The 25,006-nt window shown below is 54.5% G+C and carries 16 protein-coding genes and 1 CRISPR repeat array (1 of these 17 cut by a window edge); of the genes, 3 read left to right on the top strand and 13 right to left on the bottom strand.

Going from position 1 to position 25,006, the window contains the following annotated elements; genetic code table 11:
* Positions 1-416: direct repeats of the CRISPR family, unit length 36 nt; unit sequence GTCATAGTTCCCTCGCAAGCCTCGATGTGGTATGAT (it extends 3,187 nt beyond the left edge of the window).
* 100 nt (positions 417-516) lie between these two features.
* The 8 genes from cas2 to QMF38_RS12070 form a co-directional block, all read right to left on the bottom strand.
* Positions 517-837 (bottom strand): CRISPR-associated endonuclease Cas2, encoded by a 321-nt coding sequence (gene cas2, locus QMF38_RS12105; RefSeq protein ID WP_281759598.1) that lies wholly within the window; start codon positions 835-837, stop codon positions 517-519.
* Positions 830-1,753, bottom strand: coding sequence for a type II CRISPR-associated endonuclease Cas1 (gene cas1 / locus QMF38_RS12100; protein ID WP_281759597.1), 924 nt, complete (start codon positions 1,751-1,753; stop codon positions 830-832). Before cas1 ends, cas2 begins: the two co-directional genes overlap by 8 nt.
* Positions 1,754-5,200 carry a type II CRISPR RNA-guided endonuclease Cas9 gene (gene cas9, locus QMF38_RS12095; RefSeq protein ID WP_281759596.1) on the bottom strand — a complete coding sequence of 1,149 codons (3,447 nt, stop codon included), beginning with the start codon at positions 5,198-5,200 and terminating at the stop codon, positions 1,754-1,756.
* Positions 5,201-5,419: 219 nt separating this feature from the next.
* Positions 5,420-8,077 (bottom strand): DUF2309 domain-containing protein, encoded by a 2,658-nt coding sequence (locus tag QMF38_RS12090; RefSeq protein ID WP_281759595.1) that lies wholly within the window; start codon positions 8,075-8,077, stop codon positions 5,420-5,422.
* Positions 8,074-9,600: an NADH dehydrogenase subunit 5 gene (locus QMF38_RS12085; protein WP_281759594.1), complete on the bottom strand. Its 1,527-nt coding sequence runs from the start codon at positions 9,598-9,600 to the stop codon at positions 8,074-8,076. Before QMF38_RS12085 ends, QMF38_RS12090 begins: the two co-directional genes overlap by 4 nt.
* A gap of 248 nt (positions 9,601-9,848) precedes the next feature.
* Positions 9,849-10,223, bottom strand: a complete 375-nt coding sequence (locus tag QMF38_RS12080) for a DUF2294 domain-containing protein (protein ID WP_281759593.1) — start codon at positions 10,221-10,223, stop codon at positions 9,849-9,851.
* 162 nt (positions 10,224-10,385) lie between these two features.
* Complete coding sequence (locus QMF38_RS12075) at positions 10,386-12,968, bottom strand: glycosyl hydrolase family 28 protein (protein ID WP_281759592.1); 2,583 nt, start codon at positions 12,966-12,968, stop codon at positions 10,386-10,388.
* Between the two features lie 470 nt (positions 12,969-13,438).
* Entirely contained in the window at positions 13,439-14,422 is a 984-nt protein-coding gene (locus tag QMF38_RS12070; protein WP_281759591.1) for an aldo/keto reductase, read from the bottom strand.
* A 139-nt stretch (positions 14,423-14,561) separates the two neighbouring features.
* On the opposite strand from QMF38_RS12070, the gene QMF38_RS12065 reads away from it, so the two are divergent.
* Both QMF38_RS12065 and QMF38_RS12060 read left to right on the top strand, forming a co-directional pair.
* Entirely contained in the window at positions 14,562-15,320 is a 759-nt protein-coding gene (locus QMF38_RS12065; protein ID WP_281759590.1) for an exodeoxyribonuclease III, read from the top strand.
* 48 nt (positions 15,321-15,368) lie between these two features.
* Positions 15,369-16,052 carry an MOSC domain-containing protein gene (locus QMF38_RS12060; protein ID WP_281759589.1) on the top strand — a complete coding sequence of 228 codons (684 nt, stop codon included), beginning with the start codon at positions 15,369-15,371 and terminating at the stop codon, positions 16,050-16,052.
* A 160-nt stretch (positions 16,053-16,212) separates the two neighbouring features.
* Here QMF38_RS12060 and QMF38_RS12055 read toward each other — a convergent pair whose 3' ends face one another.
* Positions 16,213-17,637, bottom strand: coding sequence for an NAD-dependent malic enzyme (locus QMF38_RS12055; protein ID WP_281759588.1), 1,425 nt, complete (start codon positions 17,635-17,637; stop codon positions 16,213-16,215).
* A gap of 44 nt (positions 17,638-17,681) precedes the next feature.
* Positions 17,682-19,319, bottom strand: a complete 1,638-nt coding sequence (locus QMF38_RS12050) for an L-lactate permease (protein ID WP_281759587.1) — start codon at positions 19,317-19,319, stop codon at positions 17,682-17,684.
* 331 nt (positions 19,320-19,650) lie between these two features.
* Between QMF38_RS12050 and aceB the strand changes: the two genes are divergently transcribed.
* Complete coding sequence (aceB, locus tag QMF38_RS12045) at positions 19,651-21,255, top strand: malate synthase A (protein WP_281759586.1); 1,605 nt, start codon at positions 19,651-19,653, stop codon at positions 21,253-21,255.
* A 105-nt stretch (positions 21,256-21,360) separates the two neighbouring features.
* Here the strand turns inward: aceB and QMF38_RS12040 are convergent, their stop codons facing one another.
* Genes QMF38_RS12040 through QMF38_RS12030 form a run of 3 tightly spaced genes read right to left on the bottom strand, consistent with a single transcriptional unit; the run spans position 21,361 to position 25,005 of the window.
* Complete coding sequence (locus QMF38_RS12040; RefSeq protein WP_281759585.1) at positions 21,361-22,140, bottom strand: IclR family transcriptional regulator; 780 nt, start codon at positions 22,138-22,140, stop codon at positions 21,361-21,363.
* A 10-nt stretch (positions 22,141-22,150) separates the two neighbouring features.
* Positions 22,151-23,680, bottom strand: a complete 1,530-nt coding sequence (locus QMF38_RS12035; RefSeq protein ID WP_281759584.1) for an FAD-linked oxidase C-terminal domain-containing protein — start codon at positions 23,678-23,680, stop codon at positions 22,151-22,153.
* Positions 23,677-25,005 (bottom strand): (Fe-S)-binding protein, encoded by a 1,329-nt coding sequence (locus tag QMF38_RS12030; protein ID WP_281759583.1) that lies wholly within the window; start codon positions 25,003-25,005, stop codon positions 23,677-23,679. Before QMF38_RS12030 ends, QMF38_RS12035 begins: the two co-directional genes overlap by 4 nt.
* Position 25,006: the final 1 nt, after the last annotated feature.

Genomic DNA, 25,006 nt, shown 5'->3' with positions numbered 1-25,006 from the left:
AGCCTCGATGTGGTATGATTTCGGATATGGAATCTATCCAGTGGAGTAAGTCATAGTTCCCTCGCAAGCCTCGATGTGGTATGATTGTCTGTTACGACAAAAGATCGGGCGTCCAGTCATAGTTCCCTCGCAAGCCTCGATGTGGTATGATATAATTTTTCCACCAAGTTCGATAGGTACTGTCATAGTTCCCTCGCAAGCCTCGATGTGGTATGATCAACAGTCGACGGCGATTCGAGTACCGCGTGTCATAGTTCCCTCGCAAGCCTCGATGTGGTATGATTCGGATACTTGCACAGTTCCACGACCGCACGTCATAGTTCCCTCGCAAGCCTCGATGTGGTATGATTAATGGGAAGGTGAATCATCCATGCGTGCAGGTCATAGTTCCCTCGCAAGCCTCGATGTGGTATGATACATAACCGCTGAATCCTAAGTGCCATAAGGGATTCGGCGGTTATGTTTTTTTGAAAAAGAAATCCGCAGGTGGTTTCGAACTGCTTCATTGTGTTGTTTTTAGAAAAGCACCAACTGCTCACTTTGCATTCTCCGTTCGTTTGGCACGTAGTTACCAACGAGAATTTTCATGCGCATAAACTGTTTCTCCGTCACAAGAAGGGTTCGTACAGACCCTTTCTCAGGAAGATGTGATTGCAATCGCCGCTCGTGTTTTTCAGCCATTTCATAGCTGCCGCAGATGCGGCAATAACAGGAGTACTGCATCATATAGTACCCATCGTTAAGCAAGAATTGACGGAATTGCGTTGCAATTCTTCTTTCAGCCTTGGTCGTTACGGGCAAATCAAAAAACACCATCAGGCGCATAATTCTACTCATAGACCCCCATCTCTACCTCCGTCAATTTTGGTAATTGTAAAGCGCTCGTGTTCTCTGTCGAAACCGCATTCGAAAAGCTGGAAACCATCGCCTCAATGCTTGCGGTAAGATCATACCGTTCATTTTCCAACCACACCATTTGCGTTAGAATCTGCATGAGGCGCCTTTTATGCAATTTCGAAAGCACAGGCGAATCGACGTCTAACTCTGAAGCCACCACAAAGTCGACGATTGGACGATATGGTTCCATCAAATCATCCGCCAGATTGAAATTATTGAGTTCACTGTGATGTTGCAATCCAATGGATGGTTGGAACCCAAACGCACACAAGCTTCTCGCGACTTGTCCACGCACTAACGCATATCCATAGTTCATGGCCGCGTTGATAAAATCATCCGACCCACGTTTGAAGGCCTTTCCAAACAAGTGTTTAAAATATAGCCTCGCAGCTTGTGATTCCATCGAACCTTTGTCTCCTGACGCTACCCTGCTGGCCAACGCCAGCAGGGCCTCTTCACCGTCACAGCCACATAATTTGAGACAAGCGGCTTGATTTTCAATTTTGCGCCGCACGATGTTCTGCCATAACCGTTTCGCAAGCGGTCGCTTCATATCGAGCTGAGACTGCATAATTTTTGGGCCACGTGAATGCTGACAGTAGGGCAGCAAAACGCCGTTTGGCAGATGTTTTTCATCGCACGTATAAACCGCAACTCGATATTCAGCAAGTCTTGCGAGGAGGGCCGACGTAATTATTGTCTGTCGATCCTCCAACATAATTGAACGTATATCCTCAAGCGGAATGGTGTACTCACACATTTCCCCAGAAGCCTCGTCCGACTGGCGAACCACAAGTTGGTTGTTACGGCAACTCAGCTTGGCCGAGCGAGTCACCATCACATGTCTGTGACTCAATCATTTCTCCTTCCTTCTTTGGTAAAATGGCATGCGTTTTTCCTTTCGAACAGGTCGAATATCTCCCAGCACATCCACCGTGTATTTATCAAATATATGAACATTCTGGATTCCAAGTCCTTCCAACCTTCCAAAACCATCATGAGTTCGTAACTCTATATTGGCCGCCGATATATTTGCACCAACAAAATACATCAGCCTACATCCAACCTCCTCCTTCTTTCCGTCATTATATTTTATTTCCACTTTCCTGCCTGGTTTAATCATCACCAGATCATTTGGATAGAGACTAAATTTAAAACGGTAAGTGTCGTCTAAAACTCTCCATTCCGAATAGGGTTTGTGAGCAGTGGCCAAACGGTTCGGAAGTTCCTCCTTTAAGGTATCCGCGACATATATAGGGACAAAGAAATGTTTCCCGCCTTTCTCGAAAATATCAATCCTCACCATTCCACCGTTCTCTGCAATCCCCCTGCCACCGTGCACCGAAACGCCAAGTGTCAGCTTGTCCTGAATCTTAACTTTCTTGACGGGAGTGCGAACACTGCCATCGCTAGATATCTTATAAACCGGCTCCTTGAAAGCTTCTTTCGCATCCCCACCAAATTGGATAAGTCTTGCCCGTAAAGTCTCATACAGTCGTCTGTCGTCCTCCGGACGGAAGTAATCCTTAATTTCACCGTCCTTCAATTTTAAGTCGGTCAAATCAACTTTTGAGACAACAACCTGAATCTCTGTACCCTTTTTGTCATCCAGACGGACAATACGCGGACTACGCACAGTTTCCTTGTGGGCGGCGCCTGTGATTTTTCTCGTTGGCATCCTGGAAATAAAGATGGAACGAACCTGCTCGCTTTCCGGATACGTGGAAAGGCCAATTGCGCGAATGTTCTTGTCAGCATCATCACTTAACCGTGCTAACAATTCATCTCGGAAAAATGGCCAAGGCTCAAAATTTTCTTCTGGTAGAAACCGTCGCTCGTCAAACGAGCTCCACGTAAACATTTCGCCGGTCTCGCGGTCTACAAACGTCGAAGCATCTCCAGCTTCACTGACCTGTTTCACATAACGGCTGCGGTCCGCGAGTGCATTGCGTTTAAACTTATCGTACTTCGTTACCCGCTGGATCAGTGCATCTCCGATACACGCAACAACCACCGCATCCGCCGCATGGTGCTTATCACCAGCCCCCCTGTCCTTTGTCAATCCCCATCGAGCCCTCATATAGGCGGTAACAGCGCCATTGACGCACACGACGCGCTTTTTTCGTTGCAACGGCGTCTCAGCGAAGAGCAGATGTTCTTGGATGTGATTCATTAAGGCTCTTGTAATGTAGCGAGTGTCCGACAGGTTTCGCTCCCGAAAATCCTCAAGTTCGAGGTCAACCGCACACTTATCGGTCAATAAGTGGTTCTTTTTCTTATGTGGGAGTTGAAGGCTTTCCACCGTCGATAAAAATTTTGCTCTCTGCTCAGGCTTGTCGTGCAGATATTCCAAGGGGGTTCGATTGCCCTTTTGCCGGTTTTGCTCTGCTTTGACAAGCACCTTGTTATCGTAACTGTCGTCAAATGAAACCCCATATGGAATGATATGATCTATCTCTGCATATCCAGGCTCAAAGAGCCGACCTATCTCCAGTGATTCTCCGGAATACATACAACGGCCTTGCTGCTGTTTAAAAAGCTTGTACTTCACGATGTCGCGGCCAGACACGTTGGTTACCTGTAGAATCTCTCGAATCTCCTCCTTAATCTTTTCGTTATTTTTTTGATTCTCTGTCTGAGCTTTCTCGATTTTGCGGCGCTCATCCAGCGTTTTGGACATCTCACGAGCCATCTCAATATGGATTGACTCGGGAGAGCCATATTTGCGAATCACCGCGTTGATAACCTTAATGGCTTGTGAAACACCTCGGCGCACAACTGGATTGGTGATTTCGTCTGCCGAAATGGGCGGCAAGAATTTCTGCCTCTCATGCACCCGTTTCGCCTGAAACTGATATCCGGCCATCGCACATGCTTCGTCGTAGTCGTGCCCAGACTCCATAAAAGGGATGATCTTTCTGATTGCCTTTAAGGAGAGGTGACCAAACTTCGACCCGTTAAGCGCTAACAGCTCGTCAATTACATCGTCAGCCAACCCTAACTTCGCAAATTCAATCTTTCGATTATCATCACTCTTCCAAACAGACAAAACCCATCCTATCTGATCAAGGAGTTCGTGAGAAACGTCATGTACATCCATACCTGCACGTTGAAATGCCTTCTTTACCTCGTGGTAGAATTTCAACTCGACAAAGACAGCATCCTCGGTCTTCGAAGCGGCGCGACTGGTACTATATGTAAGGCCCGCAAAGGTATCGGCGTCTTGCATATTTAGTAGTTTTCTAAGCTTCTTATACGTGATCTTCCCCTGCTCATACGCGCAATCGATGACACGAGCCCGCTCATCCTCCGTGAGCCTGCATACTACTCTGCTTCCATCTTCACTTCTTCGATATACCCTAAGATTTATAACCTTGGTGAGGAGTTGAAAGCGTTCGAATGAATACGAGCTACATGGAGCACGACGTTCTCCCGTTTCGCCCTCAAATGTACATAGGCCTACCATTCTCTCGTAAATGCTCTGCCTTCTACCATCCGGAGTAAGCCTACCGGTGCCATACGGGCTATTACCACCAGGCCCATCGTCGTAGTTGCGTTGAGAACATAAGATCTGCAAATACGCCTCTTCGAACTCCTCGCTCATCAATTCATTTCCGAACATCCGCTGTGCTTTGAATATTTGCCGAACTTCATCCACAACAAGATGTCGCGAGACGGTACGGCGATATTCGCCTGCTTTGTTTCTTACGTTAGACGTGTATTCATGTCCTGGCCCGTATAATCGATGACCATCCACGTCCCTGGTCGCCGACTCAGAAACAAGCATTTCAGCAACCGTTCGATACCCTTTGTCCCGCATCAGAGACTCATTTTCCTGCACTGCTTTCAGTAACTTTCCGGATTCTCCATCTTTGAGCTCAGATTTTCGATTTGACTGAAAACCACGGCGATGCGCAATATGAATGAGAACTCTAGCCAATTCTTCAGTAGTAAGCGCTTTATCCAGAGCAGCAACGCGAAGCCGATACACGTCAGGAGATGGTGCCTGCTGTGCATAGAGCCTTTCGATTTGCTCGGCGGAGATCAGCCCTTGTGACTCAAGTAGGCGCTTGACGCGAGAAATACGATGCCTGCGCCGACGTAGACGGCGTCGTGCGGTGCGCGCTTCACGCCGGGGAAGAGCCAACGATGCACCTGTCTTACTATCTTCCGCCTTGTCAAAAATGCGCACACCAAGGTCTTGGATGCGAAACGGCCTAAGCATACTTTCATCTTGCTCAAGCGCTAGAACCGCCCATCCGACGGATGTGATTCCAATGTCCAAACCAAGTCGATACAGCATCAACATACCTCCTAATGCTTCCTAAATGAAGATGACCCGCATTCGTTGGAATGCGGGTCAGAGCTTTGCGGCCTGTTGCCTTATCATAGCAACCTCGCAAGCCTTGATCTGGTATGATGTCCCTCGAGACTCATTATATACGCAGTAAAGAAAAAAAGTCAAGCCGTGTCTACTTGTTCTTTTTATCACACATTCATGAATCGTCACCCAAGTCTCCGCTTACTCGACCGCAGACGCCACACTCAACCTCGCCAGCTCCTCGCTGCGCCCTGCCGACCAATCCCGCCAACGGCCAGTCAACGGATTTAAACTCGCCAAGCGCAACCAACCGCCATCCACTTTCCGACAAAACGCAGGATCTCTTTTGAAAAGCTGCTCCACCGTCGTTTCCGGTGCCTCGATGACGACCCATAGGCGCAGTGGCGCATGGTAAAGCACTCTGTCATCACTCGCCACAGATTGCCACGGCAACCCGGCAAGCAAGTCGCTCCCGTTGCCTTGCATGACACCAAGGCCACTGGTCACCGTTTGCGTCGTCTTGTTGCCACTACCATACACATCAGGAGCAACGGTCGACGCGTAGTATTGAAGATTGATCCATTGCGCAACCGTCACAGGACCGGAGATGATACTCGCGAGCAAGTCTCCGTCCGGATCAAGCCGCCAGTCATAGCTATGAAGAAATGCCTTTGCAGATAGAGACGTCCCTTGTGTCAAACTCCGGCGCCCGATGATAAAAGCGCGGTTGCCAGCAAGTCCCCACTCGGGCCGCACCTCACTCCAATCATGAGCCCGCCGACGGACACTGCGCACCGCTTGCCTGACAAGCCTCACGTCAGGAAGTTGCTGCAATCTTTCCGCAGCCGTCCACCGTTGCGCATGTTGCACAGCGGATTGTACAAGGTCCCACGCTTCCTTTGCCGCCCCGGACAACGCAGGCCTGTCGATCCAAACCAGTTCATCGGTCGTTGTGACGTGTTCCGCTGCGATAAAGATGGTTTCGTCCGGAATCCAAATGCCAAACACTTGCCCAAGTTCCGCTCGTACGTCGCGTCGATTGCAGATGGCCGCGAATACCCGAGCATTCCAGCGGCCAGCGGCACCGCCGCAAGCGCCGCAATCCAACGCCGCCGCGTGGGCATTGTTCGTACTCAAACTTTCATGCCCACAAATGACAACCAGTGGCGCAAACTGCGTCAGCCCAATGCTCCGCAAAAGCCCGCTTGCAATCTCGGCCATTTGCGGTACCGTCCATCCCCCAGGCAAATCCTCAGACTCACCCGGCATCTGAACACGCTCGACGACCAGCTCCGTGTTTTCTGGACACTGCCACCTGCGTAACCAGCGCTCGACGAAAGCCCCTGTCCACGCTGGAGCAAGCGTACGGGCAAATGTGTAGACGGCGAGCCACGGCCCTGACAGTTCCGGCAGCGCCAGCGAAGCCAAGACATGCTGTTTGACTTTTTTAAAGAGGGCTCCCACCAAGCGCACACTATGTTTACGTCGGCGATGCGCCGCAAGCAATGAGCGGGCCATGGACTCTTTCACTTCAACCGTCGGTGCGACAATCGCCGGGCACGAAGGATGCGCATAGGCGCTGTCAAGAGCGCGCGTCTTCATTGCGAGATTAAAAAATCCCGCACACCCATACGTCGCAAATGGCCCCGCCGCCTCCAGGTTTCGACGAAAAGGCTCGGAACGAACATCGATACAGAACAGGAATTGCGCCGCCACCGTTTCTGACTGTGTGGCGTGCGAGGTGTTCAACGCCAAGGCCATGCGCTCTGCCAACGTATCCTCCCAAGCTGTCAACCACAAATGCCACCAGTCCACGCGGCGAAATCTGTCAACGCTAGCAAGTACATCTTTGCGCAAGTTGGGCGAGAATTTGCGCCAGCCGGATCGCGTTATCCCCCCATGGCGATGCAGGACCGCCAGGCTGAAAGCCGTGTCATCCATGACATCGCCATCCGTTTTCATGACGGGATTGCGAGCGACGTCATCACACAAAGCCCATTCAAGCGACAGGCGCAGGGCAAGATAATCGACCAACGTTTCGATCTCGCGACCATGCTCACGCCCTTGCCAACTCAAGAGACCCGCCCACCCGGGCAAGGCCGCAAGGTGTGCCCGTAGATATGGCACGACTTCGTCCTCCGCGACGTGAAGCAGGTTTAGTGCCGCGGTGATCGCCGCCACGGACTCCGTTGGCCAACCGGCTAAGCGACGTTTTTCCGCTCGACGTAAGGCGGGATCGCACATGATCAGATGGCGCCAGGCCACATAGAGCCCTTTTTGCTTGCCGGGTAGCGACCACGCCGCCTGACCCGCATCCAGATACAACTTGCACCACTTGATGGTCTGCTGCGTCAGACGCGCGCTGGCTTCTGCGCTTTGCGCACTACGTATGACCATTCTTTGTGAGCGACGCGGTGCTTCCCCCGCCGCCACCACCTCTTCAGCAAATGTCCAAATATATTCCGGGATCTCGAAATCTTGTTCATCTGGCCAAAGCAGTGCCTGAAACACGGGTTGCAGGCGAGTTCTCAGCGAAGCCGCAACATGTTGATTCATCCAGTCCTCGAGCCGCTTGTGCACAAGCGGCAAGGCAATGTCTCCACGCTTTAGGGCGGATCGAAAAAGCGGCATTTCCGGATGCAGGTGGACATCCTGAATGTCCCCCATCTGTGCCAATGCGTCGGCAAACGACAGGTGTTCCAAGCTCGGCCATGGATGACGCGCAACAAAAACTTGCAATGGCCATTGTGGTGCCAAGACGTCCATCGCTTGCCGCACCCACGCCAACACCTGTTCACCGCTTTGTCGAGCGCCCTGTGACGAGACCACTGGGCGCTGCATGGCTTGACTTTGGCTCACCGCAAAACCGCCTCCTTGGCATATCGATGAAGATGACGTGGATGGGCTTCCATGGCAACCGCTCGCGGTTCGCCCAAATTGAACAACCATAGATAGATCCGCCTCGCAAAGGCTGTCTCGGACTTCATCATGGCGAAAGCACCGACAAGACCGAGAACGATCAGCAAAGCGACAGCGGTGACCGACCAGCCAAAGGCCACCCCGTCGGAAGGGCTGCTTGATGACGCGAGCAAAACCTCCCTCGTCAGCCATGCGCGAACCCCTTCTCCAATGACCGCGGCCAACACGACGGCAATCATCCCCAGCCAGCGACCTTCCTTGGTCGATCGCGCTTGCCGCCCCAGCAAAGCCATCCCCGCGCCCAGCATCAGGGCACTCATCATGCCGGCCGATGGATGCGGGAAAGCTGCGTAATACGCAAGTGCAAACAATCCACCCATTGCGATGGGCCACAGAGAAGCGCGTTTGTCCTCCTTGTGTGCCCCCAGCACCTCTTCCGGATGCGGCAGGGCAGAACCTGCGCGAAGAAACAGCGTGGCTTTAAACACGCCGTGCAAGATCAAGTGGACAATCGCCGCATCGTAAGCGCCGATGGCGCATTGCATAAGCATGAGCCCCATTTGTGCCATCGTTGAGGCGACCAACTGCCGCTTGTAATCCGCGTGCACTAACACCATACCTGAGCCCATCCCCACGCTCACCCAAGCCAGGACGAGCAACACGGCGTGCGGCCATGCGCCCGCTAGACCAAACAAAGGCGCCCAGCGAGTCAGCAACAGCCCCCCCGCATTGACCACCCCAGCGTGCATGATGGCAGACACCGGTGTCGGTGTCACAGCCGATTCGATGAGCCAGCGGCCAAACGGCCAACCTCCAGCTTGCACGACGGCCGCCACCACGAGCAGCAATGCAACTCCCAACCGCACGTAAAGAGGCAAGGTGCCAGCTCGGGCCAGCGAGATCGCGATATCTCCGCTGTGCGTGGCCACGCCGTACCAAAAGGAGGCGATCCCGATGGCCAGCGCGCTGATGGCCAAGCGCCGAATCGTGAGCTTCGTGACAGCGCGCACGGGTGCACTCTCCCAGCCGAGTGCAATGAGTGCAATCAATCCGGCATCCATCGCCAGCCAGGACGCCATTTCCATCCACAACGTTCGGCTCATCCACGTCATGCTTGCCGCGGCGGTCGTCCAGGTCAGCCAACCAAAATAACGGCCATAATGGCGGTCTCCGTGCAGATAGCGAATGGTAAAGCGCTGAATCACCATGCCGAGTAAAGCGATGTAGAAGGCTACGACCCATCCCGTTCCAGCAGTCTGCCACGGGCCCAGTGCAACACCATTTGCCCGCACGAACAGCCCCGCCCCCGCCACAAGCACAAGGAGCGCAAGCGCACCGACGTGCCAACGCGCAAAGCTTGTTCTGTTGTTCATGAACGCTGTCAAGAACCCCGTTACACCGACCAAGGCCCAAGTGCAAAGCCAAATGGGCAATATCCAATGCGCTACATCAGGAATGAACATCGTCGTCTCCTCTCCGGTATGTATTCGACAGCATGTAGCCAAAAACACAAAAAACCGACGTGCCCTGTACAGCTCAAGATCATTGGTTTAGCCAATGCTTGCTGTACGAGGTCACGCCGGTTTTCCCATCGCCATGGCTTGTGGCGAAGAACTCCCATGCGTCCTTGATCTGCCCGACTGCTCCCCGCCACCGAATTCCATCGGCGCAGGTCAACCTCCGAGCCCTTCAGATATATGCGTAGATTTCGTCAGTCTGCTGTGGCAAACTTCTTTTCCAAATCCTCAGATAACCGAAAGACCATGATGCGCTCGCCCGTGCGGGTGCTTAAATCGGTGAAAAAGCTCGTTACCTCTTCGCCCGTGATGCGGTGTATGATGTCTTTTAACTCATCAATGCCCGACTCCACCAAGCTGGTCCGCGTTCGCTTGACGGAGAGCATGCCATCGCGCGTTTCGCATAGCGTGTACTCCGCCGTCGAGAGAATGCCGCGCAAAGAAACAATAATCATGTCGCGCAAAACATCCGTCTTGACCGATACAGACCCTCGCCCGAGGTAGTCCTTCTCCCATTTTGTGAGAGCATTACTAATTTCAGCTTCTATACAGCCCTTTAGCTTTGCCACTGCCGCGTTCTCTCCTTCGGCCGCGAACGCCGCACGGCCTCGCTACAGGTCAAGAGATATTGTAGCAATAAACGGCCACCTCGGGCAAGTATATGTGATAGCACTTCAAGTTTTCACACGGTTACACAGTCGACGTGTTGTTCTCAAGTGGCTCTAGCCCAGTCAACGAAACTGATAGGTCGTCGGCAAGCCTTGCCCAACAAAAACCGTGTACATCGCGGTATGTTTCGGATCCGCCACAGGGCCAAGTGAAACAGGGCCTGCAGCAAAGTCCTTCGCGTAAATTTCATACGTTGTGCCCACGTCGTTGCTCAAGGTTTCCCCTGTGTCGACGAACGCGTGTAACCACGCCGGTTTTCGGCCAGCGGCATCGTAAGCGACATACACTGTGGCGTCTTGATTTAATGTGAAGGACACGCCGGAGTTCGAACCGGCCACCGTTTGCACAAACGGATCGCCAACTAAGTACGGCGGCACCCATGTGAATGTATAGGGTTTGCCGACATACTGCCGCGCGTCAATCTGTAGTCCGTCACCATCGACGGCCCCGCCGCCCGTCAAGTTCGACACCTGGTACCCCGCAATAGCCAAAGGTGATGCAGGGTAGTTCATGACGGTCACATCCTTAATCTGGCCGTCAAAGTTGCCCTCTGCGGAGCCCCCAACCGTCATGCTACTCGCGATGGCAACCGGATTGACTTGCGGCAAAGCCACAGTCGGATCGCCATCGACCGTCGTTGCCGGCGCGACCGTCGCCGATTTGACCAATGTACCATCGACGTAGAGATTCGCGTCCCCCGCATTGTCCCATGTCGCCGTCACCCGATGCCACGCCCCATCGTTGTACGCTTTGGCGCTGACCAGATCGATAACCTGCGATCCCGCGTGCAATTGAAACTCCAACTGATGTTGTGCATTGAGAAACACACGTACACCGTTAGCATCTGTGCCTTCGCCGTCGACAATCGGCAGATTCGCTGCCGTATCCGCGGACGACACAAACGACGCCGAAATGGTCCCACCTACGTTTGTCACGATCCCGCCCGGCAGCGACACGGGCGTGGCATTCGGCCCAAAGGTCGTGGCACTCGGCAAAATACCTTGATATGACAAGTCTTCAATCGCATTGACACCATCGAACATCGGCACCCCATCGATGGAGACATTGTTCATCTTCACGCCCTCGACGTTTGCAGCCTGAATGCCGCTTTTGGCACCCGTGATGGAGACGTTGTCGAAGGAGATGTTCTGAATAGGCAGCTCTGCGAGCCCGTTGAAATACATGGCTTGATTCGCGCCATTCACCGTAATGTTATCGAAATTGAGGTTCCGAATTGCCGGCGTGGCATCCGTAACCGGGCCGGGCGGTAACGCTGATCCGTTCGATGCATAGTTTTCGTCGATGATAAACGCCTGTGCCTGGATGTTGTTCATCGTGACGTGATCGAACGTGATATTCTGGACGATCCCGCCCCGACCACGCAGGGTCTTGATGCGAAGCCCGGCGTTTGTACCATTGAAATCGCAGTTTTCCACCCATACATCGCGAACGCCACCCGACATCTCGCTACCAATCGAGACTCCGTGGCCATTTTCCATGTAGCAATTGCGAACGACAATATTTTGACTGGGAATGCCAATCCGTCGGCCTTGGGCGTCCTTTCCCGACTTGATGGCGATGTCATCGTCTCCAACACTGAACGTGTCATGGATGATTTGCATGCCATCGACCGAGTCGGGATCGACGCCGTCGGTGTTGTCTGAAGTTGGCGGATTGATGACGTGCAAGTCCGCCAGGGTCACGTGATCACAGAAGACAGGATGTATGGTCCAGGACGGTGAGTTTTGTACCGTAACTCCTTGAATGAGGATGTTGCTTGCATGCAGAAATTCAATCAGGCTTGGTCGCGCATAGGGCAATCCTTTGTTGTAGTCCGGCGACTCGACGAGCGAGATCGAAGGATCCGCGAGCGGTTCCTTATACTGCTTCGACCACCAATTTCCATACGTGTGACCCGCATTATCGTGCAGTGGTGCACCACCGTTACCGTCGATCACGCCTTCACCTGTGATGGTCACGTTGTGAACATTCTCACCTGTCAACAGGCTCATATAGCGATACATTTCGATGCCTTCCCAACGGCTCCAAATCGGGCGGTAATCGTCAATGTTGCTACTCCCGAGAAGCTTCGCGCCTTTGGCCAGGTACAACGTCATATCACTTTTCAATTGCAACGGAGCCGTGTAATAGGTACCTGCTGGGATGTAAAGCGTACCGCCCTTGGGCACCGCGTCGATGGCCCGTTGCAATGCCTTCGTATCATCGGTGGTCCCATCACCAACGGCGCCAAACTGCTGTGCGTTGACAATTTTGCCTTGTGCTCGGGTCCTCACAACGAGCGGGGCACTAGCGGGTGACACGCTACCCGAGGCATCCACGGCAGCCACTTGAAAGGTGTAGCGATGATTCGGTTGCAGACCGGAAACGCTAAAGTTGGAATCGGCAGTCTGGCCAATGACGGCCCCGTTCTCGAGCACCTCATATGTCATCCCAGTCTTGTATTCGGATTGCCAGATGAGGTCGACGAGCGACGGCGTGATCGCGTATGTTTGCAGACCGACTGGGGCATCGACTGGTTGGGTGGATGCATCGGCAAACACCATGGCTGGCGCCAAACCAAGCAAAACAGAAGCGGACATCAGGGCCCCCGCAACGCGCGCACCTCGACGTTTTCCTCGTTTCATAGCCATCTCCTCCAGCCTCGTGAATTTTGCATGTTAGAGAGAACAGATAACCCTCAAAAGCCGAACCTAGATGTTAACGCCTTCACATATACACTTGACGGCTTGCAGCTGATCTACGTTGCGCAGCATCATATATACGAATCAAGATGCAAGCTATGACATGTGAATTCACGTGTTAATGCATCCTTGGTGGCTGGACCAGGGCTACCGTGGCGTTGCTGACGAACGATTGGCTGTGCCCATCAAGAAACCCGCTTCGCGGCACTAAGCTTCCTAGACGATGGAAGGCACAGCTGCGAGCGGGCTTATGCGTTAGACAATGAAACGTTGGACGGCGTCGAAACAACAACGGCGGACAAAATTACAATATGGCCATTCAGTGAAATAGGCCTGCCTTGGCCAATGCAACAGCAAGGGGTGTTGCGCACCCCTTGCTGACGTTTCCATCTGCTCTTTAACTCTCCAGACTATTAATAGGGTCCGCGAATCCAGTCCTTCACTTCACGCTCATAGAATTCTTCCAACCGGCGCAACTCCTGAGCCGTGAACGATGGAACGTTCAACGCTTCCAAATTGTCGCGGACTTGTGCGGCGTTTTTAAATCCAGGGATGGCGCAACTCACTTCGTCATGATCCAGAATCCACCGAATGGCTGCACGCGCCATATTACCGCGCCCCTGCGCAATCCACGGTAGTTGTTCAGCCAGTTCCACCCCTTTGGCAAATCCGAGCCCCGCAAACGTCTCACCTACATTGAAGTGCTCGCCATGTTCGTTAAACGCGCGGTGATCATCTGCCGCAAAGCGGCTCTCTTTTGTGAACTTGCCAGTCAGAAGCCCACTTGCCAGCGGCAGGCGAACAAGAATGCCGACACCTTGCGCTTTCGCCTTGGGCAACAGCTCGTGCAACGGCTTTTGCCGGAAAATGTTGAAGATGACCTGAAGCGCTCGCACATTCGGATACTGTAGGCAAATGAGTCCCTCTTCCACCGTCTCGACACTGACACCGTAATGGCGGATTTTTCCCTCTGCCTGTAACTTGTCAAGCACTTCGAAAACTTGTCCATCGCGCAAAACGTCTGTCGGCGGACAGTGAATCTGATACAGGTCTATCCGATCCCGCTTCAACCGCCGCAGGCTTCCCTCGCAAAAGCGGCGGATCGAATCTTCCGAATATGTGAGTGGATCATGGATATCGCCAGCACGGCAGAACTTTGTGGCAATGTAAATCCGGTCTTCCTTGCCCGCGGTTGCCCGCGCCAACAGTTCCTCACTATGGCCATCGCCGTAGACGTCTGCCGTATCGAAAAAATTCACACCGGCGTCGATCGCGGCCGCCAAGCCCTCAAGCGACGCCTTGTCATCGACTTTCCCCCACGCTCCCCCGATGGCCCAGGTGCCAAAACTGACTTCACTGACTGCAAGCTCTGTCGAACCCAAATTGCGATAGCGCATCTGATCACTCCTACTCCCTTATGCTCTTACCATTATCCATCATGTTGCGCCCATGTACTAGTTACAAGACCAACCTTGATGACACCTGATTGTCCGGCAAGGTGTGGTATGCTGTGAGCAAGTAAGGAGGCTTGTGTTGTTGAAACTTGTGTCTTGGAACGTCAATGGGTTGCGGGCATGTGTAAACAAGGGCTTTCTGGATTATTTCCGCGCGATCGACGCAGATATGTTTTGCCTGCAGGAAACGAAGTTACAAGCGGGCCAAATTGACTTGGTCCTTGGTGAAGATTATCAGACGTACTGGAATTACGCGCTTAAAAAAGGTTACTCCGGCACGGCCGTGTTTACAAAGATGCAGCCACTTTCGGTGCGTTACGGCCTTGAGGAAAACGCAGAACCGGAGGGGCGCATCATCACTCTGGAATTCGACAAGTTCTATCTTGTTACGGTCTATACGCCGAACGCAAAGCGAGATCTGTCGCGGTTGCCTTATCGGTTGGACTGGGAAGATCGATTTCGTGCCTATCTGCTTGCGCTTGACGCAACCAAACCTGTGATCGCGTGCGGCGATTTAAACGTGGCACACGAGGAGATCGACATCAAAAACGCGAAATCGAATCGTGGTAATTCGGGATTTACAGATGAAGAGCGTGCAAAGATGACGCAACTGCTGCAATCCGGATTCGTGGACTCGTTCCGTTCTCTGTATCCGGATCGGACTGATGCTTATACATGGTGGTCAAATATGCCAAGGGTTCGCGAGCGGAATATTGGTTGGCGTATCGATTATTTTTTGGTGTCGAATCGGTTGCGGGATCGCATCGTCGATGCACGCATAGATGCGCATGTCATGGGTAGCGATCACTGCCCAATCATCCTTGAACTCGCGGAATGGTAACGAGTGGGCTGCGCTTCATAAAGCGATGTCGTTGGAGGTGCAATCAGGATGGAGACACGCATTGTATCTATGCAAGTGGGTATGCCAAAGCGTTATCAGACTGGAGCGGGCGGAATCGGAGAAGGGAACCACGAATGGTACTCTGCCTTCGGCAAGCAACCCGTCGAAGGACAGCGCTACGTGCACGCCCACAACATCGATGGCGATGGACAAGCTGACTTAAAGAACCACGGTGGCCCTGACAAGGCCGTGTTGTGCTACGCGGCCAGCCACTATCCAAGATGGCACGCTGAACTTGGGCGCCGTTTGCCCTATGGTGGTTTCGGTGAGAACTTCACCATTGCAGGCCTCGACGAAACCACGGTTTGCATCGGTGATGTGTTTCAGGCAGGTACGGCAACGTTTCAAGTGAGTCAGATGCGCGGCCCCTGCTGGAAGATATCCGCGCACTGGGGTATACCCGAGCTTCTTGACAGGGTCAAGGCGACAGGGCGAACGGGTTGGTATCTGCGCGTTTTAGAGGAAGGCTATGTAGAACCCGGTCAATCCTTTTGTCTTGTGGAAAGATCTCATCCAAAGTGGACAATTGCACGTGTCAACGACGTTTGTGAAGGGCGGCTTGTTGAGACCGATGCCGTGCGCGACCTGCTTGACGTGGCAGAATTGTCGTCGGCTGCTCGAAGGGTCGTCGAAGTGTGCTTACGCCGACTCGACGAGACCGACGATGTGTGAGAGCTGCTCGTGACGAAAGTCGCACCGCTACGTCTGGTGCCCAATCCTCTCGATTACCAATACCCACGGCGAGAGCGGTGCTTTTGAAGACATGCAAGCAAAAGGGGTGGATGACACCCCTTTGCCATGATTTCGTGCTACTTCTTTTCCATCCACCACGTCAGAAATTGTTTTTCGGCATCACTTCGCGCCGGGCCACGTCGGTCCGCCGAGCTGCCTCAGCGACCGCATCCGCAACCCGTTGCACAACCGCTTGGTTGAAGACAGACGGAATGATGTAGTCCTCGCGTAACTCGTTTTCACGAATGGTTGAGGCAATTGCCTGTGCCGCCGCGAGTTTCATTTCTTCATTAATTGTGTATGCCCTCGCTGTCAATGCCCCTTTAAAAATCCCTGGAAAACACAGGACGTTGTTGACCTGATTCGGATAATCGGATCGCCCAGTTGCGAGAATGCGTACATATGGGGCTGCCACGTCCGGCTCAATTTCCGGCGTGGGATTAGCCATCGCGAACACAATCCGATCCGGAGCCATTTTCTGCAGGTGTTCGACCGTCAGCACCCCCGGGCCCGAGACACCGATGAACACGTCTGCCCCAACCACGGCGTCGTCGAGCGATCCGGTGATGTTCTCCGGATTCGTGTTTTCCTTGTACCAGTTCCAGACCGCGTTGTCGTACTCTTTGCCACGATGCAAAATACCCTCCAGCGTCACGCCGATAATATTCCTCACGCCGGCCGAGAGCAGCATCTTGGTACATGCAACACCCGCCGCGCCAATGCCGACAACCACGACTTTGAGTTTCTTCAACTCTTTGCCGACCAGCTTTGCAGCGTTCATCAGACCTGCCAGCATCACCACTGCGGTGCCATGCTGATCGTCGTGGAAAACGGGAATGTTCAGTTCTTTCTTAAGCCGCTCCTCGATGTAAAAGCAGCGTGGAGACGCTATGTCTTCCAGATTAATGCCACCAAAGGCCGGCGCGATGCGCTTCACGGTCTCGACAATCTCGTCAGGGTCTTTTGTATCCAGACAGATTGGAAACGCATCGATACCTGCAAACTGCTTGAATAGCATGGCCTTCCCTTCCATAACCGGCATCGCAGCGTATGGACCAATATCGCCCAACCCCAGCACAGCCGTGCCGTCCGATACCACGGCGACCGTGTTGCGCTTAATGGTCAACTGAAATGCTTTCGATGGATCTTCGTGGATGGCCTCGCACACTCTCGCCACATGCGGCGTATACACGCGCGACAAGTCGTCGCGGTTTTTGACCTGAATCTTGGGTGCCACTTCGAGCTTGCCGCCCAAGTGAACGAGAAAAGTGCGATCGGATACTGCCACGACATGGATGCCCTCTTCGGCATCCAACAACTCGGCAATCTGACGGCCATGCTCGCGGTTGGCCACATTGATGGTCACGTCGCGCACCACAGCCTCCTGTGTAACGCGGATCATGTCGACCGCGGCGATGTCGCCCCCGGCATTGCCCACCAGACTAGCCAACTTGGCGAACATGTTGCCTTGGTTGGCGATCTCGAGGCGATAAATCAGGCTGATACCACTCTGCTGAAATTCCATGCTCGACCTCCTCGTGTGCCGTCGCGATCGAATAAGGCAACCTTTTAGGGTGTGGGAATCATGCCGCTCCACACGTGTGCTTGTAGAGTTACTAAAATCCCCAGGAGAACCGTTAGTACGAGACTATGCCAGAATGTGCGCCGGATCACGAGACCTTCTTTGCCACGCAGTTCGCCCGTCGACACACCGGTCGTCACATTCTGTGGGGAGATCATTTTGCTCATCACCGCCCCGGACGAGTTGGTCGCCGCCATCAAAACGGGATTAAGGTGCAGCCGATTGGCAGCCACCACCTGCAAGTTGCCAAAGAGGGCGTTCGACGACGTATCGGATCCAGACAGGAAGCACGCAATCCAGCCGAGGAATCCGGAGAAGAATGGGAACCAGCTGCCCAGTGCCGCGACCGCCACACCAAGCGTATAGGCCATGCCTGAGTAGTTGTACAAATACGCGAGCCCGACGATAAACATAACTGTCAAAATGGGAAACACGAGTTGTTTCCATGTGTCGGCGGCGGCGAGCCAGAACGTCTTCCATCCCGCGCGTAGAAACAACGCGGTGAGGATGACGGCGACGAGAATAGCCGTGCCCGTCGCCAACGGCTGAAATGCCCACACAGCATCGTACGGCTTCTGATACAAGGTCAAATAGACTTGGTCATTCAACCCGGGCCAGTTGATCTTTCTTTGACCGATGTCAGCGATTTTCAGGAATGTCCAAACGATGACGACGCCCGTCACTGTCAGCCAGGGTACCCAGCCCCGCCACAGCGAGCCTGTTGAACCGCCTTCGACTGTCGCGGCGGTCTCGTTGTACGCCCCTGAATGCACAAACGAGCGGAAGAGATTCGTGTCCTTTGGCCGCCACACGCGCGTGAATAGCACGATACACACCAGTGAGACGAGTGCGGCGAGTACGTCAGGGAGTGCCGGGCCAAGAAAGTTGGAAACTGCAAACTGAGTGACAGCGTATGAGAGTCCACCCACGAGCGCCACCGGCCAGGCTCCCTTTAAAGCCTTCCATCCACCCATGACGACAATCACGTAAAACGGAAGTATGAATGCAAAGATGGGCAACTGGCGACCGACCATTGAAGATAAAGCGTTTACATTGAGGTTTGTCACAGAGCCGAGTGTCACGATAGGCACACCCAGTGCGCCGAAGGCAACAGGTGCGGTATCGAAGATGAGGGCGTACGTGACAGCTTCCAAGACGGGAAACCCAAGACCCACCAACAAGGCGGAAGCAATGGCGACCGGCGTGCCAAATCCCGCAATCCCCTCCATCAGCGCGCCAAAACCGAACGCAATGATGAGGAGCTGAATACGCCTGTCGTCCGTTGCGTACCGATACATCCAGTCGCGAAACTGTGCAAATGCGCCCGTTCGCTGGCTGAGGTTGTATAGCCACATCGCATTCCAGACGATCCACATGACAGGCCAGACCGCAAACACCATGCCCTCACCGATAGAGCTCATCGCGAGATGGAACGGCATCTGCCAGCCAGCAATGGCTTCAATGAGACCGACGATGAGACCTGAAAGCGCCGAAATCCAGGCAGGTGCACGCACCACGCCAAGGAGAACAAGCACGACAGCAATCGGAATGACACCGACAAGAAATGACAGTCCTGTCGAGTGGCCGATAGGCGTTAACAGTTGGTGAAACAACCCATTCCCCATCAGACTCCCCCCATTCGTATGCATAACCAAAGGCACAGCCCAAATCGTAGTACCAAAACGCGAATCCTCTTGGCCGGTCGTCTCACCTCCTATCGCTTAAGAAGCCCCTCTTCTGACGTCATTGTAGTATGGCACCCACCTTATGAAAACGGTTTCTAAGGCAGGTCTCAAAAGATTCCGTATACCAGAATGAAGTTACGAAAATTTGACGCCAAAGACTTCTTCATCCTTCTGTGCGTTCGCGTTCTGTAATTCAGAACATTATTTCTTATTACACAACAACGTGCTATCATGAAAGCGTATCCAGGGATATGAGGGAGGAGAGATCGGGATGACGGAATCGTACAATTGCCCACAGGGTGTGCAGATCACGGGTGAATACAGACCCGAGTTCGCCGAGATTTTGACGGTGGATGCGCTGCAATTTGTCGCCGAATTGGAACGCCGCTTTGGTCCGCGCCGCAAGGAATTACTCGAGCTGCGCAAACAGCGCGAAGCGCGGTTATTCGCTGGTGAATGGCCGGACTTTTTGCCAGAGACGAAAGAGATCCGTGACAGCGAGTGGACCGTGGGACCCATCCCGGCAGATTTACAGGACCGCCGCGTCGAAATCACCGGGCCGAGTTCGGATCGAAAGATGGTCATCAACGCGCTGAACTCAGGCGCAAAATGCTTTATGGCCGACTTTGAAGACGCGTGCGCGCCCTCGTGGGAAAATGTGGTGCAAGGCCAAATCAACATGCGCGATGCGATCCGCCGTACCATCAGCTTCACAAGCCCTGAAGGCAAGCACTACAAGCTGAACGACGAGATTGCGACGCTGATTGTGCGCCCACGCGGTTGGCATCTACCCGAGAAACACATTCTCGTCGACGGGCGCGAGGCAACGGGAGGCCTCGTCGACTTCGGACTCTACTTCTACCACAACGCCAAAGAACTTCTGGCGCGCGGCTCCGGTCCCTACTTCTACCTTCCGAAAATGGAGAGCCACCTGGAGGCTCGGCTTTGGAACGACGTGTTCGTCTACGCGCAAGAAGCGCTTGGCATCCAAAAAGGCAGCGTCAAAGCCACAGTCCTCATTGAGACCATCCTCGCGACATTCGAGATGGACGAGATTTTATATGAATTGCGCGATCACGCCGCTGGCCTGAACTGCGGCCGTTGGGACTACATCTTTAGCTATATCAAGAAATTCCGCAATCATCCCGAAGTTATCCTACCGGATCGGGCTCAGGTCACGATGACGGTTCCTTTTATGCGCGCCTACACCCTCCTTACCATTCGCACATGCCATCGGCGCAAGGCGTTTGCAATGGGCGGCATGGCCGCACAGATTCCTATCAAAAACGATCCGCAGGCCAACGAAGAGGCACTCGCCAAGGTTCGCGCCGACAAGGAGCGCGAGGCCCAGGACGGACACGACGGCACGTGGGTGGCGCACCCGGGGCTCGTGCCCATCGCCATGGAGGTATTTGATCGCCTCATGCCGACGCCAAATCAGGTGCATCGCCTGCGCGAGGACGTCAACGTCAGCGCGGCCGATCTCGTCGCCGTGCCGGAGGGCACCATCACAGAAGCGGGACTGCGCACAAACGTGGCGGTTGCACTCCGTTATATCGAAGCGTGGTTGCGCGGATCAGGTGCAGTCCCCATCTTCAACCTGATGGAGGACGCGGCGACTGCCGAAATTTCGCGCGCGCAAATCTGGCAGTGGATCCACCACCCAAAAGGCATACTGGACGATGGCCGCAAGGTGACACCCGAACTCTTCCGCCAAGTTCTCGACGAAGAGTTGGCGCAATTACAGGCTGAACTTGGCGAACAAGCGTACGCCAACAGCAAGTTCCCGCTCGCCACACAGTTGCTCGACGAGACTTCCACTGCGGAGGACTTTGCTGACTTCCTGACACTGCCCGGCTACGCGCACCTTGCGTAATCCATCCCATCCACAGATTGCGTTTCTGGACTCATGATCCATCCCCATATGAAACCCCGCCTGCGTGGCGGGGTTCTTTTTGTTCTGCCGCTTCGATTGTGAGCTTTAAGGGACGATGTATGCACTCTTGTAGCCGAGCCGTTCCGAAATCCGCTGCCCTGCGCGCTTTACCAAAGGGACAAGTTCCATCATCCGATCGCGCGTCATCCGCAAGCCCGGTCCCGACACGCTTACGGCCGCAACCGCGCAACCGTCGTGGGCGAAAATAGGAGCCGCGACGCAACACACGCCCTCCTGATGCTCCTCGATGTCAAACGCGAAACCGGTCGAGCGCGTCTCGTCAAGCGACGCCCAGAACTGATTGACATCTGTGACGGTATGCGCTGTGAGCCGCGGCAATCCATAGCGGCGGACGATATCCTGCACCTCGCGTTTGGGCAAAAAGGCCAAAATGGCCTTGCCAAGCCCAGTCGCATGCACAGGCACGCGCGTGCCGACGCGAGAGTGCATGCGAACGGTGTTTGGGCTCTCTACTTTTTCGATATACACGACCGAGCCTCGATCCAACAGGGCCAAGTGCACGACTTCATTCGTCGCAAGGGCCAACTCTTGCAGCGCCGGCATCGCCTCGCGGCGCATGTCGATGGAGGACAACAGCTTCATGCCGAGATCGAGCACGGTATAGCCCAACTTATAGCGCCCAGTCACGGGATCCTGCTCGATGTAGCCACGGCGCATCATGGTGCCTAATAGCCGGTGCACCGTGCTCTTGTACATGCCTACCTCCTGCGCCAGCTCTGTGATCGCGATCCCATCGGGATGCTCACTCACCATCTCGAGCAACAGAAGCGCTTTGTCGACCGATTTGACCGTATAGTCCTCCAATCGGTTCACCTCATCCTTGTACACTCGTCGTTGGCTTTGCGGCAGTCTTCTCTGCCCGCGCAGTGCGCACCTGCACCTCTGCTTGATCCGGAAACGAATTGAGGATCTGCCAATGGTCCTCAATGATTTCGCGAGCGTGTTTGACTTCGACACAGCGTCCTGGCAACGGTATCAACTTTCCCGCGTTGACGATGCCTTTGCCGTCAAAGCAGGCTTTTACGGCGCGCTGTACTTGAAGTTCATCCTCGGAAAACATGTAGGCCATCTCGCCAATCTTCTCAATCCCCACGCCGTGCTCGCCCGTGATGCTCCCACCTGCGTCGACACAAGCGCGCAACACCTCAGATCCGGCCTGCACCGCGCGCTCGGCCTCGCCTGGCACGCGGCTGTCGTAGAGCACAAGCGGATGCAAGTTGCCATCGCCCGCATGAAACACGTTTGCGATCCGCAGGCCATATCGTTGGCTGATGCCTTCAATCTTCTGTAAAACCTCGGTCAGGCGCGTGCGCGGGATGACGCCGTCTTGCACGATGTAATCCGGAGACAAGCGCCCCATGGCGCCAAACGCCATCTTGCGACTGGACCACCACAGCGCGCGCTCCGCATCTGACTGTGCAACCCGCACCTCGCGGACATGGTGTTTGCGGCATAATTCCACGACGCGCGCCATCACGTCGTCGACCCCAGCAGTCAAACCGTCGACTTCGATTAGCAAAACAGCCTCGATGTCGTTTGGGTAACCGACGTGGTAGTTGCTTTTATCGACTGCCTGCATCGCCAGCTGATCCATCATCTCGATGGCTGCAGGAATGATACCAGCCACAATGATGTCCGTCACGGTGTCGGACGCATCTGCGACGCGATCGAAATAAGCGAGCGCCGTGCGCAGTGCCTGCGGCTTCTTCAAAATGCGCACGGTGATTTCCGTTGCAATGCCAAGTGTCCCTTCGGAACCCACGAGCAGCCCCAACAAGTCGTAGCCTGGCGCGTCGCCAAACGGCGCCCCCACGTCGATCACACTGCCATCTGGCAACACGACCTTCGCCGCGACGATATGATTCGTCGTAACCCCGTATTTGAGACAGTGACTGCCGCCGGCGTTTTCCGCAAAATTGCCGCCAATCGTACACACGGACTGACTCGACGGATCTGGCGCGTAATAGCAATCTTCGTGAGCGATCCGCCGCGTCAGCGTGAGGTTGACCAACCCAGGCTGGACAATCGCGCGCAGGTTCGCAAAATCGACGGCGAGCAACCGATTCATACGTGCGAGGTTGATGACCACCTGTCCCCCCGTCGGCGTCGCTCCCCCAGACAGCCCCGTGCCTGCGCCGCGTGGCAGATATGGAATCTCGTGCTCATACAGATAGCGACAGATCTGCGCTACCTCATCCGTCGATTCGGGAAACACAACCGCGCGGGGCAGTCCAGACTCCGCCGTATACCCGTCGCATGCGTATGCCCGAACCTGATTTGGCTGCCACAGACAGCGGCGCTCGCCTACAATCTCCACGAGCGCGTCAATATGCGTGTCTCTCATGGCGTCTCCTCCCTTTGATAGGCGAGATCGAGCACTTCGACGGTGTGCATGACGCGGAGTTGTTGGTTGCGCTTTTTCACGCCAAGGCGAATCTGCATCATGCAGCCCGGGTTGCCCATGACAATGGCCTCGACCCCCGGAGGAACGTCGTCCATCTTGCGCTCGAGCAGCTCGCCGGCCATGTCTGGATGTGTAAGGTTGTAAATTCCAGCACTCCCACAGCACCGATCCGAATCTGGCATCTCGCGAAGGTCGACACCTGGAACGGACGTGAGAAGGGATCTGGGTTCACGGCGGATCTTCTGCGCGTGACACAAGTGACATGCGTCGTGGTAGGTGATGGACATGGGGAGTTCGGCTTTAGGCGGATCAAAACCAACTTCGACAAGCAGTTGCGTGATGTCGCGCACCCTGGCGGAAAACTTGACCGCCCGCTCGTGCCAAGCGGGATCGTCATGAAACAGCTCCGGGTATTCTTTAAGCGCCGCGCCACAGCCAGCCGCATTGATGGCGATATAATCCGCACCCGCTCGCTCAAACACTTCGATGTTTTTCTTCGCCATCTCACGGGCCATGTCGCGATCCCCCGCGTGCACCTGCAGCGCGCCGCAGCAAATTTGCTCGCGTGGTACGTGCACCTCCACGCCGTTGCGAACCATGACGCGCGCTGTGGCCTCATTCACGTCGGAGAAAAAGACGTCCATGACGCAGCCTGTAAACAGCGCAGCCGTCGCCTTGCGTTCACCCTTGGGCGCAATCACGGGCGGCAGCACGTCCATAGCGGGACCGCGGCCAATCTCCGGAATGACGTCTTCCATCTCGCGCACTTGCGGCGGCAGCACGCGCATCACCCCGGTCGATCGCGCGAGCGAACGCAAGCCGGATTTCTGGTAGAAACGCATGAGCCGGCGAATGGTCTTTAAGCGGCCCGGCCGCGGGAAGATACCGCGCAAAAAGAGCCGCATCAAGGGATCGCTTTCGCCATGCTCGCGGCGCGCGTGGAAAACTTGCCCCCGCGCTTCTTCGACAAGAGCTCCCACCTGCACTCCAGACGGGCAGACCGTCTCGCAAGCGCGACAGTCCAGACATGTAAAGACCGGATCGATCACGCTTTCATCCAGCGGCAACTCCCCTTCGGCACAAGACTTGATCAGAAATACGCGGCCGCGCGGAGAGTGATTTTCGTCGCCCCAAGCCTGATAGGTGGGACAGACTTCGAGACAGAATCCGCAGTGCACACAGACCGAATACTTGTCTTCCTCAGGCGCGTCCGGGTAACAAAAATCGGATAGACGTGGTGCCATCGATGACGAATCCTTCACCATC

Origin of the sequence: Alicyclobacillus hesperidum subsp. aegles (genome assembly GCF_027923525.1) — a bacterium.
Lineage (GTDB): Bacteria > Bacillota > Bacilli > Alicyclobacillales > Alicyclobacillaceae > Alicyclobacillus > Alicyclobacillus aegles.
Note: the sequence above shows the minus strand (reverse complement) of the source record. Positions and strands in the feature narration are given on the sequence as shown.

What these genes read in the sequence shown, in the direction of transcription:
- aceB (WP_281759586.1), top strand. Translation starts at nt 19,651, where the DNA reads ATGACGGAATCGTACAATTGCCCACAGGGTGTGCAGATCACGGGTGAA.
- QMF38_RS12070 (WP_281759591.1), bottom strand. Translation starts at nt 14,422, where the DNA reads ATGCGCTATCGCAATTTGGGTTCGACAGAGCTTGCAGTCAGTGAAGTC.
- QMF38_RS12075 (WP_281759592.1), bottom strand. Translation starts at nt 12,968, where the DNA reads ATGAAACGAGGAAAACGTCGAGGTGCGCGCGTTGCGGGGGCCCTGATG.
- QMF38_RS12055 (WP_281759588.1), bottom strand. Translation starts at nt 17,637, where the DNA reads ATGGAATTTCAGCAGAGTGGTATCAGCCTGATTTATCGCCTCGAGATC.
- QMF38_RS12030 (WP_281759583.1), bottom strand. Translation starts at nt 25,005, where the DNA reads ATGGTGAAGGATTCGTCATCGATGGCACCACGTCTATCCGATTTTTGT.
- QMF38_RS12060 (WP_281759589.1), top strand. Translation starts at nt 15,369, where the DNA reads ATGGAGACACGCATTGTATCTATGCAAGTGGGTATGCCAAAGCGTTAT.
- QMF38_RS12035 (WP_281759584.1), bottom strand. Translation starts at nt 23,680, where the DNA reads ATGAGAGACACGCATATTGACGCGCTCGTGGAGATTGTAGGCGAGCGC.
- cas9 (WP_281759596.1), bottom strand. Translation starts at nt 5,200, where the DNA reads ATGCTGTATCGACTTGGTTTGGACATTGGAATCACATCCGTCGGATGG.
- QMF38_RS12050 (WP_281759587.1), bottom strand. Translation starts at nt 19,319, where the DNA reads ATGGGGAATGGGTTGTTTCACCAACTGTTAACGCCTATCGGCCACTCG.
- cas2 (WP_281759598.1), bottom strand. Translation starts at nt 837, where the DNA reads ATGAGTAGAATTATGCGCCTGATGGTGTTTTTTGATTTGCCCGTAACG.
- QMF38_RS12085 (WP_281759594.1), bottom strand. Translation starts at nt 9,600, where the DNA reads ATGTTCATTCCTGATGTAGCGCATTGGATATTGCCCATTTGGCTTTGC.